Source organism: Deltaproteobacteria bacterium, from assembly GCA_029210625.1.
In the GTDB taxonomy this organism is placed as follows: Bacteria; Myxococcota; Myxococcia; order SLRQ01; family SLRQ01; genus JARGFU01.
Map to the genome: position 1 here is coordinate 31,094 of JARGFU010000034.1, position 13,049 is coordinate 44,142.

General features: G+C 71.2%; 11 protein-coding genes. 10 read left to right on the forward strand and 1 reads right to left on the reverse strand.

Annotation, left to right across the window (positions count from 1 at the left end):
* Positions 1–2 precede the first annotated feature (2 nt).
* The 8 genes from P1V51_22470 (at position 3) to P1V51_22505 (ending at position 8,643) form a co-directional block, all read left to right on the forward strand.
* Entirely contained in the window at positions 3–2,192 is a 2,190-nt protein-coding gene (locus P1V51_22470; protein ID MDF1565817.1) for a chemotaxis protein CheA, read from the forward strand.
* A complete protein-coding gene (locus P1V51_22475) occupies positions 2,192–3,136 on the forward strand; it encodes a chemotaxis protein CheW (protein ID MDF1565818.1) in 945 nt (314 codons plus the stop codon). The genes P1V51_22470 and P1V51_22475 overlap by 1 nt, the downstream gene beginning before the upstream one ends.
* Complete coding sequence (locus P1V51_22480) at positions 3,133–3,609, forward strand: chemotaxis protein CheW (protein ID MDF1565819.1); 477 nt, start codon at positions 3,133–3,135, stop codon at positions 3,607–3,609. Before P1V51_22475 ends, P1V51_22480 begins: the two co-directional genes overlap by 4 nt.
* Positions 3,606–5,639 carry a HEAT repeat domain-containing protein gene (locus tag P1V51_22485; protein MDF1565820.1) on the forward strand — a complete coding sequence of 678 codons (2,034 nt, stop codon included), beginning with the start codon at positions 3,606–3,608 and terminating at the stop codon, positions 5,637–5,639. Before P1V51_22480 ends, P1V51_22485 begins: the two co-directional genes overlap by 4 nt.
* Complete coding sequence (locus P1V51_22490; protein MDF1565821.1) at positions 5,636–6,487, forward strand: methyltransferase; 852 nt, start codon at positions 5,636–5,638, stop codon at positions 6,485–6,487. The genes P1V51_22485 and P1V51_22490 overlap by 4 nt, the downstream gene beginning before the upstream one ends.
* The gene (locus P1V51_22495) at positions 6,484–7,590 is read left to right on the forward strand and encodes a chemotaxis response regulator protein-glutamate methylesterase (protein MDF1565822.1); all 1,107 of its coding nucleotides are present in this window, start codon (positions 6,484–6,486) and stop codon (positions 7,588–7,590) included. The genes P1V51_22490 and P1V51_22495 overlap by 4 nt, the downstream gene beginning before the upstream one ends.
* A 66-nt stretch (positions 7,591–7,656) precedes the next feature.
* Positions 7,657–8,028 (forward strand): response regulator, encoded by a 372-nt coding sequence (locus P1V51_22500; GenBank protein ID MDF1565823.1) that lies wholly within the window; start codon positions 7,657–7,659, stop codon positions 8,026–8,028.
* 249 nt (positions 8,029–8,277) lie between these two features.
* Positions 8,278–8,643, forward strand: coding sequence for a four helix bundle protein (locus P1V51_22505; GenBank protein MDF1565824.1), 366 nt, complete (start codon positions 8,278–8,280; stop codon positions 8,641–8,643).
* A gap of 105 nt (positions 8,644–8,748) precedes the next feature.
* Here the strand turns inward: P1V51_22505 and asnS are convergent, their stop codons facing one another.
* Complete coding sequence (gene asnS / locus P1V51_22510) at positions 8,749–10,080, reverse strand: asparagine--tRNA ligase (GenBank protein ID MDF1565825.1); 1,332 nt, start codon at positions 10,078–10,080, stop codon at positions 8,749–8,751.
* An 80-nt stretch (positions 10,081–10,160) separates the two neighbouring features.
* On the opposite strand from asnS, the gene leuS reads away from it, so the two are divergent.
* Together leuS and P1V51_22520 are read left to right on the forward strand one after the other, a co-directional pair.
* The gene (gene leuS / locus P1V51_22515; protein MDF1565826.1) at positions 10,161–12,650 is read left to right on the forward strand and encodes a leucine--tRNA ligase; all 2,490 of its coding nucleotides are present in this window, start codon (positions 10,161–10,163) and stop codon (positions 12,648–12,650) included.
* The coding region (locus P1V51_22520; protein ID MDF1565827.1) for a hypothetical protein at positions 12,647–13,049 on the forward strand (403 nt) is incomplete at its 3' end. The genes leuS and P1V51_22520, both read left to right, overlap by 4 nt.

Below are 13,049 nucleotides of genomic sequence, written 5' to 3' on the forward strand. Positions count from 1 at the left end.
CGATGACGAAGCCTAGACCACCGGGGAAGCGGGCGCTGGTGGAGTTCCTCTCCGAGGCGCAGGAGATCATCGAGACCCTCTCGCGGGACCTGCTCGATCTGGAGAAGGGGACCGCCGGCGGGAAGGTCGATCCGGACGTGCTCAACGGCGCCTTCCGCGCCGCCCACACCCTCAAGGGGATGAGCGGGATGTTCGGGGTGCAGCGAATGAGCCGCCTGGCCCACCGGATGGAGGACGGCCTCGACGCCCTGCGGATGGGTCGGGTCCCCCTCGAGGCCGCGCTGCTCGACCTTCTCTTCGAGGGCATCGAGATCCTGGGTGAGATCTGCTCCGAGGTCTCGGACACCGGCTCGGCGGAGGGGCCCGGGGGCGGGGACGATCGGATCGACGACCTCGTGCGCCGCCTGGAGATGCGGCTGGAGCGCTCGGGGAAGGCCGCCTCGGACGATCCCCTCGACACCATCCAGCTCGCCACCTCGATCCGGCAGGTGCTCACCGAGTACGAGGAGCACCGGCTGCGGGAGAACGTACGCCAGGGGGCGAGCCTCTTCCGGGTGATCGCCTCCTTCGACCTGATGACCTTCGACGGGGACCTCTCGGAGCTCTCCGCCCGGCTCAAGGGGATCGGCGAGGTGGTCTCCACCCTGCCCTCGGGGGAGGCCTCCTCCGACACCCGGATCGACTTCGAGCTCATCCTCGGGACCGAGGCCTCGCTGGAGGTGGTCGTCGCGGCCGCCGGCGAGCTGGCGATGGAGGTCCAGCCGATCCTGCGGGTCGGGCAGGTGGCGCCGTCGGCGCCCTCGCCCCTCCGGGGCGCCTCGCTCCTCGACGAGCCCGCGCGGCCCGCGCCGGCGGCCCGGCCGCTGACCCAGGTCGGCGCCACGGCCGTCCGCCCCCTCGAGGACGATCCCGACGCCGAGGCGGCCGCCGCGGCCCTGGAGGCCGGCCGCGCTCCCGAGGCGGTGGGCTCGCTGCGCTCGGTCTCCCGCACCGTGCGGGTGGACATCGGCCGCCTCGACGCCCTGATGAACCTGCTGGGCGAGCTCGTGCTCACCAAGGTGAACATCCAGCGGATCAGCGACCGGCTGAAGCAGAGCAACGTGGCGACCAAGCTCTCGGGAGAGCTGCAGAAGGAGTCGCGCCTGCTCGAGCGCAAGCTCGAGGAGCTCCAGGCGGGCGTCCTCGACGTGCGGATGGTCCCGCTGGCGCAGCTCTTCGACAAGCTCTCGCGGATGGTGCGCAAGACCTCGCGCGAGTCGGGCAAGGAGGTCGACTTCACTGTGGCGGGCGGAGAGACGGAGCTCGACAAGCTGATCATCGAGGACCTCTCCGATCCCTTGATGCACCTCATCCGCAACGCGATCGATCACGGGATCGAGTCTCCCGAGGAGCGAGAGGCCAGGGGGAAGCCCCGGTCCGGGCAGGTGAAGCTGCGGGCCTATCAGGAGGGCAACCACGTCGTGATCGAGGTGCAGGACGACGGTGCGGGCATGAACGAGGCCGCCATCGTCGACACCGCGATCAAGCGGGGGCTGATCACCGCCAGCGAGATCGGCGACCTGAGCTCGCGGGACATCTTCGGCTTGGTCTTCCTGCCGGGCTTCTCCACCGCGTCGGCGGTGACCGACCTCTCCGGCCGGGGCGTGGGGCTCGACGTGGTGAAGCACAACGTCGCGGCGCTCTCCGGCATCATCGACGTCCGCTCGCAGCCGGGGGAGGGGACCACCTTCGCCCTGACCCTCCCGATCACCCTGGCCATCCTCCAGGCGCTGGTCGTGCAGGCGAAGGACCAGGTCTTCGCCCTGCCGCTCTCCGGCGTGCTGGAGATCCTGCGGGTCAACCCGGAGGAGGTCCGGCGGCTGCAGGGTCAGGCGGTGATCGACCTGCGCGGGGCGACCCTGCCCCTGGTGCGGCTGGCGAGGCTCTTCGAGCTGGACGAGGAGGAGCTGCCCTCCGGCCGCTTCTACGTGACCATCGTGGGGCTGGCGCAGAACCGGATCGCGGTCGCCCTCGACGGGCTCCTCGGCCAGCAGGACGTGGTCATCAAGGGGCTGGGCGACCGGCTGGCGAAGACGCCGGGGATCGCCGGGGCCACCGACCTCGGTGACCAGCGCACCACCCTGGTGATCGACGTGGCGGGGCTCATCGAGGAGGTCCTCGAGGGCCGTGAGTCCAAGGCGAAGGCGAGCTGATGGCGGGCCGGGACGAGAAGGGGAGCGGGGGCAAGCGGCCCGCGAAGAAGGCGGCGAAGAAGGTGGCGAAGAAGCCCGCGAAGAAGGTGGCCCGGAAGGCCGCGAAGAAGACGACGAGGAGGGCGCCTCCCGAGGACGCCGGGGCGCCCCCCGCCGTCGCGCCGCGCGCGGCCGAGGTGCCCCCGGAGCCCGTCCCCTCTCCGGCGGAGGACCTGGCCCTGCTGGAGGAGGCCTTCGCCGCGCGGAGCATCGAGGAGAGCCTCCCCGCGCCGGCCTCCTCCCGCAGCCTCCGGCCCTCGCGAGGCGCGCCCGAGCCGGAGCTCGAGGCGGAGGAGGAAGAAGAGGAAGAGGAAGAGGAGGAGGTCGATCCCCTCGACCGCTTCTTCTTCCGCCCGGATCAGGGCCCCCAGAAGGGCCTCGAGCTGGCGCTGGCCGCGCTCGCCGCGGCCCCCGACGCCGGCTGGCGGGAGGCGCTGGAGGCCGACAAGATCGAGGCCTTCCTCACCTTCCGGATGAACGACGAGTGGTACGCCGTGCCGATCGCCGCGCTCCAGGAGATCGTGCGGCCGCTCCCGGTCACCCCCGTCCCCCGCACCCCCGAGCACGTGTTGGGCGTGGTCACCCTGCGCGGGGTGGTGCTGCCGGTCCTCGATCTCCACCTGCGGCTGGGGCTCGAGCACCCCACCACCGATCGCAGGTCCCGGCTGCTGGTCCTCGACTCCCAGGAGGGGCCGGCGGCCTTCCTGGTCGAGGAGGTCGGCGGCGTCTGGCGGCCACAAGACCCGCGGCGCGAGCCGCCTCCGAGCTCCCTGGGGGCGCGGGGTGAGCTGATCGAGACCCTCCTGCGGGCGGACGAGCGGGTCCTGCCCCTCCTCGACCTGCGGGTCTCCCTGGCGGTCGAGCTCGAGGAGCGCGGCCACCGCGGCGAGGCGAGGGGCGGATGAGCGCGCCGGGCCAGAGCAGCGAGAGCGTCAGCGTGAGGCTCTGCTCCTTCCAGGTGGGTGAAGAGACCTACGTCGTGGACATCATGCGGATCCAGGAGATCGTGAACCCCCTCCCGGTCACGGCCCTCCGCAGCGGCTCCGAGGTCATCGAGGGGGTCATCGATCTGCGCGGTCAGGTCGTGCCGCTGGTCGACCTGCGCCGGCAGCTGGGGCTCTCGCCCTCGGTGGCCTCCCACGCCCGCAAGCAGATGATCGTGAACGTGGGAGGCAAGCTGGTGGCCTTCCTGGTCGACGCCATGGGGCGGGTGATCGAGGTCTCCCGGGACGAGATCCAGCGGACCGAGTCCGTGGAGGGGAGCGCGGCCGCCGAGCTCTTCCCGGGCGCGCTCCGTCACAAGGGCACCCTCTACCTCCTCCTCGATCTCCAGGCCGTGATGGAGCGGGGCGGCGTCAGCGAAGGAGACCTGCCATGACCCTCGACGAGCTGCGCGAGGCCCTGGCCGACGAGGAGGAGGAGGTCCGCTACCGGGCCCTGCGGCTCTCGCAGTCCGGGCTCGAGGCGGACACCCCCGGCCTCTCCGCGCTCCTGGTCGAGGCGCTGGCCGACCCCGCCTGGCGGGTGCGCAAGCTCGCCGGGCAGCGGCTGGTGGAGCTCGAGGACGAGGACGCCTTCGACGCGATGGTGCGGGTGATGGCGGACGAGGACGACGCCGCGGCCCGCAACGCCGCGGCCGACGCCCTGGTGCTCGCCGCCGGCGCGGCGGTGCCCGCGCTGCTGCGTGCCTTCGGTGGGGACGACGCGGACCAGGCCAAGTTCGTCATCGACGTCCTCGGTGACATCGGGGATCCCCGGGCCGTCCCGCGCCTGGTCGAGGCCCTCGCGCTCGAGGATCCGAACCTGCGCGCCGCGAGCGCCGAGGCCCTCGGGAAGATCGGAGGCCGGGACTCCGCCGACGCCCTCATCGGCCTCCTCGACGGCGACGACCTCCTCCTCACCGTCTCGGCGCTCGAGTCGCTGGTGCGGATGAGGATGGCGGTGCCCTTCTCGGTCCTCACCCCCCTCGCCGAGCGGCGCCTCCTGCGGCGCCCGGTCCTGCGCCTCCTCACCCGCTGCGAGGGTGAGCAGGTCCTCGAGACCATCGTCGAGGCCTTCTCCGACTCCTCGCGGGGCACCCGCGAGGTCGCGGTGACCGCCTTCGGCGAGTGGCGCCGCCGTCACGACCTCGACCGGGTGATCGCCGCGGAGCTCCTCGCCCGCAGCGACGAGACGGCGCTGGTCTCGGCGGTCGACGATGCCCTGGGCAGCTCGGATCTCGCGGTCCAGAACGGCGCCCTGGAGGTCCTGGCCTCCCGCGCCCTCCCGCAGATGCTCGACGAGGTCCTGGAGACCGCCGCCGACGAGCGGCTCGAGGAGCTGGCGCTCGAGGCGCTGCTCCGGATGGGTCCGGCGGTCTCCGCCGAGCTGCTGGCCTGCGCTCCGGACCTGCCGCCGGCCGCGCGCCGGGTGGCCTACGGCGCCCTCTCCCGGATCGGGGACGAGCGGGCCGTCGCGCCCCTGGTGGCGGCGCTGGACGAGGGGGACGACTCGATGCGGGCCGAGGCGGCCCGGGCGCTCGGCGAGCTGGGGGACGCGAGGGCGGTCGGACCGCTCAGCCGCCTCCTCGGCCGCGCCAACCGCGAGCTCGCCCGGGCAGTGGTGGAGGCCCTGGCCCAGCTGGCCCGGAGCGAGCGGGAGCCGGTCCTGGAGGCCTGCCGGGAGCGCCTCGGCTCCGAGGAGCCCCTGCGCATCGCCGACGTCTGCCGCCTGCTGGGCGAGGTCGGCACCCTGGCCGAGCTGCCGCTGCTGGAGGTGACGCTGCCCCACCCGGACGCGCGGGTGCGGCAGGCCGCCATCAGCGCGGTGGGGCACCTCGCCGGCGCCGACGCCCTCGACGCCCTGCGCCGGGCCCTGGCCGACGAGTCCGCCGAGGTCCGCTCGGCGGCGACCCGCGCGCTGGTGGAGGAGGTCGGCCACGAGGCCGTCGAGGCCCTCCGGGTCGCGGCGGGAGACGACGACGCCCAGGTGGCCAGCCTGGCCATCCAGGGCCTCGGTCAGCTGCGGGATCTCGAGAGCGCCGAGCTCCTCCTCGAGCGGGTCGCCGACGGCCGGTCGGCCCACGCTCCCGCGGTGGCCCTCGCCGCCCTCGAGGCCCTCGACCGCCTCGACGCCCCCCTCCTCGGCGCGGCGCTCCTGCGCGGGGCGGCGCACCCGGAGGCCGAGGTGGTCAAGGAGGCCATCGCCATCGCCTCGCGCAGCGGGACGCCCGGCGCCACCGAGATGCTGCTGGAGGCGGCCCGGCACGAGGCCTGGGACGTGCGGCGGGCCGCTGCCCTCGGGCTGGCCGAACTCGGGGACGCCGACGCCCTCGGTCCGGTGCAGGAGCTGCTGGCCGCGGAGAGGGACGAGATGGTCGCCGCGGCGCTCGAGAGCGCGCTGCGGTCCCTGGAGGCGCGCAAGGCGTGAACCAGGAGCGTCCGCAGCTCGACGACGAGACCTTCCGTCTGCTCAGTGATCTCGTCCACGACTACTGTGGCATCTCCTTCCACGAGGACATGCGCTTCCTCCTGGAGCGGAGGCTCCACACCCGCCTGGAGATCCTCGGGCTGCACAGCTTCCGCGACTACTACCGCTACCTGCGCTTCGACTCGAACCGGCAGCGGGAGCTGGAGGAGGCCGCCGAGCTGCTGACCACCAACGAGACCTACTTCTTCCGGGAGCAGCCCCAGCTGCGGGCCTTCACCGGGGACATCCTCCCCGGGATGGCCGAGTCGCGCGGCCGGCGCAAGCGGCTGCGCATCTGGTCGGCGGGCTGCAGCACCGGGGAGGAGGCCTACACCATCGCCATGCTCCTCCTGGAGAGCGGGCTCTTCGAGGGGTGGCGCCTCGACGTCTTCGGCACCGACATCTCCCGGGCGGTGCTGGCCACGGCCCGCCGGGGCGTCTACCGCCAGCACGCCCTCCGGGAGACCGACGAGCGCTTCATCCACCGCTACTTCGAGACGGCGGAGGACGGCGCGCGGCGCGTCAGCGACGAGGTGCGGAGGATCGTCTCCTTCGGTCACCTCAACCTCGCCGACCCGCAGATGATGGGCCTGGTGGGGGAGATGGACGTCATCTTCTGCCGGAACGTCCTGATCTACTTCGGCGCCGAGGTGAAGCGGGCCCTCATCGGCCGCTTCTACGAGCACCTGGCGCCAGGCGGCTACCTGCTCCTGGGGCACTCCGAGTCCCTGCTCAACCTCTCCACCGACTTCGAGCTCGTGCACCTCGATCACGACCTCGTCTACCGCCGACCCGAGGAGAAGCGATGAGCCAGGAAGGCCTGCGGAGACTGAAGGTGCTGGTCATCGACGACTCGGCTCGCAGCCGCGAGGCGGTCGTCGAGGCGCTGCGCGCCCTGCCGGCCATCGAGGTCGTGGGGATCGCGGTGGACGGCGAGGAGGGCCTCGCGCGCTGCCTGCAGCTGCAGCCCGACCTCATCACCGTCGATCTCGAGATGCCCAAGATGGACGGCTTCACCTTCCTGCGGATGGTGATGGCCCGGGCGCCCACCCCCGTGCTGGTGGTGAGCTCCTACGCCCGCAAGGAGAACGTCTTCCGGGCGCTGGAGCTGGGCGCCGTCGACTTCATCCCCAAGCCCGGCGGCGCCGACGCCGGGAGCGCGGTGGCGTTGCAGGCGCTGCTGGCCGAGAAGATCGAGATCGCCCGCTCGCTGCGCCGGGCGAACCTGCGCGCCGTCGCGCCCGCGACGCCCGAGCGGACCCCTCGCCCGGCCGCAGCCCGGCAGCGGCCCGAGGAGCGGAAGCAGACCGAGTGCCCCCGGGTGATCGCCATCGGCGCGTCCACCGGAGGCCCCCCGGCGCTGCAGCACATCCTGAGCTCGCTGCCGGCGGACTTCCCGGCGGCCGTGGTGGTGGCCCAGCACATGCCGGAGCGCTTCACCGAGGCCTTCGCCGCGCGGCTGGATCGCACCTGCGAGGTCGAGGTCCGGGAGGCCGCCGACGGGGACCTCCTCCTGCCCGGCCGGGTCCTCCTCGCGCCAGGGGGGAAGCAGATGTCGGTCTCCCTGGTCGAGGGGCAGGCCCGGGCGAAGGTCGGCCCCGCCGCCGATGGATCCACCTACGTGCCCTCGGTGGACGAACTCTTCCTCTCGGTGGCGGCGCTCTGCGCCGACCGGGCCATGGGGCTGATCCTCACCGGCATGGGCCGGGACGGACGGGAGGGGATCATCATGTTGAAGAAGGCCGGGGGTACGACCGTGGCCGAGTCGGAGGAGACCGCCATCGTCCACGGGATGCCCAAGGAAGCCGCCGACACCGGCTGCGTCGATCGCGTGTTGCCCCTGGAAGAGATCACCGCGGCGATCCTCGCATTTGCCCGGACCGGGCGATTGCCCGCAAGTGGGAGCCGGTGATAGCTACGTTGGCCGGGATGAGGAACTGGAGATCAGGTATTGCGCCGTCGGCGGGGGGCGTGACCGGTGAGTGAGAGACGGATTCTCGTCGTCGAGGACTCGCCGACCATGCGTCAGCTGATCGTCTTCGCGCTCTCGCGGGTCCCCAACATCCGCTGCGTCGAGGCCGAGGACGGCGTCGAGGGCCTGAAGCGGATCCACAGCGAGACCTTCGACCTGGTCGTCACCGACATCAACATGCCCCTGATGGACGGCCTCAAGCTCCTCTCCCGGATCCGCAGCGACGATCGTCACGCCGAGGTCCCGGTCATCGTGGTCACCACCGAGGCCGGCGCCGAGGATCGGGCGAGGGCGATGTCGCTCGGGGCGAATGCGTACATCATCAAGCCGATCCGGGCGCAGCAGGTCGTGGAGACAGTGCGGACGCTGCTGGGGTAGGGGGCGGGTGTACCCCCGAGGTCGGGGGCTCGGGGTCTGGCCCCTGGAGAAGCCGTGTACGTGTACGTGGACGTGTACGTGGACGGGGGTGTCGGGGTGTCGCGGTAGGAATGAGGTCGTCGTTCCACCCTCTCTCCTCGCGGGGGCGTTTCGTGATCGGTGATCGGACCGCCCTCGCCGCCGGCCCCTCCTTCGGGTGAGGGCCGTCGTCGAGGGCGGCCCGATCACCTCAATCCACGGAGAATCGCCATGCCGCGCAGAACATCCTTCCTTCCTCACGAGCGCCTCGATGCCTACCGCGTTGCCATCGAGCTCATCGCGGGGCTGCGCTCGGTTCACGAGACCGGGCTGCCTCCTCACATCCGCGATCAGCTCCAGCGAGCCAGCCTCTCCATTGCGCTCAACATCGCCGAAGGTACGGGGCGAGTCGGCAAGGACCGGCTCAAGTTCTATCGAATCGCTCGGGGTAGCGCCTGTGAGACGGGTGCTCTCCTGGACGCCATCGAGGTCAGTGGAGTCGAACTCGACGATTCCTTCGAGCACCTCCACAACCTCTGCGCCCGGCTCTACGCCATGCTCACCCGCCTCGCCGAACTCCAGATCAAGGCGGCCTGATCGGCGCCAGGATCAAGGGCCGTGCACGTTCACGTACACGTACACGTACACGTACACGGCCTCTCCCGGGGGCCACCGAGGCCCCCGGGGATCCTGGTCCCTCTCCTAGGGCCAGAGCCGATCGAGCGTCCGCGCGAAGGGAATCGTCTCCCTCACGTGCCGGATCCCACAGATCCACGCGACCGTCCGCTCGAGCCCCAACCCGAAGCCGGCGTGGGGAACGGAGCCCCACCGCCGCAGATCGGTGTACCAGCTGAAGGCCTCCGCCGGCAGGCCGTGGGCCTCGATGGCGCTCTCGAGGATCCCGAGATCGTCCTCGCGCTGCCCGCCGCCGATGATCTCGCCGTAGCCCTCGGGGGCGAGCACGTCCATGGAGAGGGAGTGCTTGGGAGAGGAGGGATCCTTCTTCATGTAGAAGGCCTTGATGGCCGCCGGGAAGCCGTGAACGATGATCGGGCGATCGTAGAGCTTGGTCAGCTCGGTCTCGTGGGGCGCCCCGAAGTCCGAGCCCCACTCGATCTCGAGGGAGGCCTTGAGCTCCGGATCGGTCGCGGCGTCGCGCAGGGCGAGGATCTTCTCGATGGCCTCGTCGTAGTGCACCCGCGGGAAGGGCTTCTGGATCTTCTCCAGGGCGGAGACGTCCCGCTCCAGCACGTTGATCAGCTCGTCCCGGTGCTTCTCCAGGGTGCGGCCGACGATCTCGACGAGGAAGTCCTCGGCCAGCTCCATGTCCTGGTCGAGATCCATGTAGGCGACCTCGGGCTCGACCATCCAGAACTCCTGGAGGTGGCGCCGGGTCTTGGACTTCTCGGCCCGGAAGGTGGGGCCGAAGCAGTAGGTCTTGCCGAAGGCCAGCGCGCCGACCTCCTGGTAGAGCTGGCCGCTCTGGGTGAGGTAGGCGGTCCCGTCGAAGTAGGGCAGCTCGAAGAGGGTGGTGGTCCCCTCGCAGGCCGCCGGGGTGAGGATCGGCGAGTCGAAGAGGATGAACCCCCGCGAGTCGAAGTAGTCACGGATGGCCGAGGCGAGGGTCGCCCGGATCCGCAGCGCCGCGTGCTGCTTCCTCGAGCGCACCCAGAGGTGCCGGTGGTCCATCAGGAAGGCGTCGCCGTGGGCCTTGGGGGAGATGGGGTAGTCGGGGGTGTTCTGGAGCACCTCGACGGCCGAGACCTGCAGCTCGAAGCCCAGGGGCGAGCGCTTGTCCTCGACGACCTTGCCGGTGACCCGGATCGAGGCCTCCTGGTTCAGGCCGTCGCAGAGCTCGAAGAGCTCGTCTCCCACGTCGGCCTTGGAGACGACGGCCTGGATGATGCCGCTGCCGTCCCGGACCTGGAGGAAGTGGAGCTTCTTGGAGCCCCGCTTGTTGTAGAGCCAGCCCTGGAGGGTGACGGTCTGATCCAGGTGCGCGCCGATGCCTTCGATGGTGCTCAAGGTAGCCATGGGGCGCGCAGTCTATTTGGCCGCACGCGGGCCAGCAAGCGGGTGGCGCCGCCCGCCCCGGATGGTTAGAGTCCCGCGCCATGGCCCACGACGAGCGCAAGTACGATCCCGCATCCATCGAGTCCACCTGGCAGCAGCGCTGGCAGGAGGCCAGCCTCTTCCGCGCCCACGACGCCGGCGAGAAGGACCCATTCTACGTCCTCGAGATGTTCCCCTATCCCTCGGGGCACATGCACATGGGCCACGTGCGGGTCTACGCCATCGGCGACGTGCTGGTCCGCTACATGCGGATGAAGGGCAAGGAGGTCCTCCACCCCATGGGCTGGGATGCCTTCGGCCTGCCCGCCGAGAACGCGGCGATCAAGGAGGGGATCCACCCGAACCTCCGCACCCGGGACAACATCGCCTCCTTCAAGGCCGAGATGGTGGCCCTGGGCTACGCCTTCGACTGGGAGCGCGAGTTCGCCACCTGCGATCCCGAGTACTACCGCTGGAACCAGTGGCTCTTCCTCCAGATGTGGAAGAAGGGCCTGGTCTACCGGCGCACCGCCCGCCTCAACTGGTGCCCCGACTGCGTCACCGTCCTGGCCAACGAGCAGGTCGAGGACGGCACCTGCTGGCGCTGCGACTCCGAGGTCGAGGAGCGGGAGATGCCCCAGTGGGCCTTCAAGATCACCGACTACGCCCAGGAGCTGCTGGACGATCTGGAGAAGCTGGGGGAGTGGCCCGAGCGGATCACCACCATGCAGCGCAACTGGATCGGCCGCTCCACCGGCGTCGAGGTCGACTTCCCGGTGGAGGGCTCCGACGAGGCCATCCGGATCTTCACCACCCGCGGCGACACCATCTACGGCGCCACCTACGTGGTGCTGGCGCCGGAGCACCCCCTCACCGACGCGCTCACCCCGCCCGAGAAGCGGGACGAGGTCGAGGCCTTCAAGAAGGCCTGCCGCGAGCAGGGGAAGATCGAGCGGACCAACCCCGACTCCGAGAAGCTGGGCGTGGCCCTCGGCCGCACGGCGAAGAACCCCTTCACCGGTGAGTCGATCCCGATCTGGATCGGCAACTTCGTCCTGGCCGAGTACGGCACCGGCGCGATCATGAGCGTGCCGGCCCATGACAGCCGCGACTTCAAGTTCGCGAAGAAGTACGACATCCCGATCAAGGTCGTCATCCAGCCCACCGAGGGGGAGCAGCTGACCCTCGAGGCGATGGAGGACGCGTTCACCGGCGACGGCACCCTGGTCGACTCGGGGGAGCACAGCGGCCTCTCCTCGGCCGCGGCGCGGGAGGCCATCGCCGCCTTCGCCCAGGAGACGGGCATCGGCGAGGCCACGGTGAACTGGAACCTGCGCGACTGGGGCATCTCCCGGCAGCGCTACTGGGGGACGCCCATCCCCTTCGTCCACTGCGCGAAGGACGGCCTGGTGCCGGTGCCAGAGGATCAGCTGCCGGTGCGCCTGCCCGAGGACGTGGAGTTCAAGGGGACGGGCGGCTCGCCCCTGGAGACCTCCGAGACCTTCAAGCAGACGACCTGCCCGGAGTGCGGCGGCGCGGCCGAGCGCGAGATCGACACCATGGACACCTTCGTGGACTCGTCCTGGTACTACGCGCGCTACTGCGACGCGAAGAACGACGCGGCCCCCTTCGACGCCGAGAAGGCGAACCGCTGGCTGCCGGTCGACGTCTACGTGGGCGGCCCGGAGCACGCGGTGATGCACCTCCTCTACTTCCGCTTCTGGCACAAGGTGATGCGGGACCTGGGGATGGTGAAGAGCGACGAGCCGGTGACGCGGCTGGTGACCCAGGGCATCGTCATGAAGGGCGGGGCGAAGATGTCGAAGTCCCTGGGCAACGTGGTCTCGCCCACCGACATGATCGAGCGCTACGGCGCCGACACCGTGCGGATGTTCATCCTCTTCGCGGCCCCGCCGGAGAAGGACATCGACTGGAACGACGACGCGGTGGAGGGGCAGTTCCGCTTCCTCTCCCGCCTCTGGCGCGCCGTCGCCGGCCGCCTCGACGAGGTCGAGGGCGCCGCCGTGGCCGCCTCGATGGAGGGGCTCGAGGGCGCGGACCTGGAGACCTTCCGCAAGGTGCACAAGACCATCGAGGCCGTGAGCCGCGATCTCGGCGAGCGGCTGATGTTCAACACGGCCATTGCCCGGATCATGGAGCTGGTGAACCACCTCTCCGGCTACCAGCCCTCCGCCGGGGCGGGGCAGGGCGTGCTGCGCCTGGCCTTCGAGTCGCTCGCCACCCTCATCTACCCCTTCGCTCCCCACATCGGCGAGGCGCTCTGGCACGAGCTGGGACACGAGGGCTTCCTCCTCGAGCGGCCCTGGCCCGAGCACGATCCGAAGGCGGTGGTGGACGACACCGTGACCCTGGCGGTGCAGGTCAACGGCAAGATGCGGGGCACCATCGAGGTGGCCCGCGACGCCGACACCGAGACCGTGAAGGCCGCGGCCCTCGCCGAGCCCGCCGTGCAGCGGCACACCGAGGGCAAGGAGCTGAAGAAGGCCATCGTCGTGCCCGGCCGGCTGGTGAACTTCGTCGTCGCGGGATGAGACGGCGGCGTCCGCTGGAGCTCCTGCTCGGCCTGCTCCTCGCGGGCGGGGGCTCCCTCGCCTGCGGCTACCGCCTCGCGGCCCGGCCGCCCCTCCCCGGAGGGGTCGAGCGGGTGCGGGTGGAGATCCTCTCCAACGACACCTCCGAGCTGGAGCTCGGCGCCATCGTGGCGGAGGCCCTCTCCCGCCACGTGGCCCGGGAGGATCGGCTGGCCAGCGGCGCCGCCCCGGACGCCCGCCTGATCGGCCGGGTGCTGAGGCCGAGGACGGGCGGGGTGGCCTTCCCGCCGGCCCTCCAGGGGGCGGGGCTCTACACCCAGAGCCTGGGGCTGGAGCTGCGCCTGCTCGACCCCGGGGGGAAGGTCCTGGGTCAGGCCCGGGTCAGCGCCAGCGAGCCCT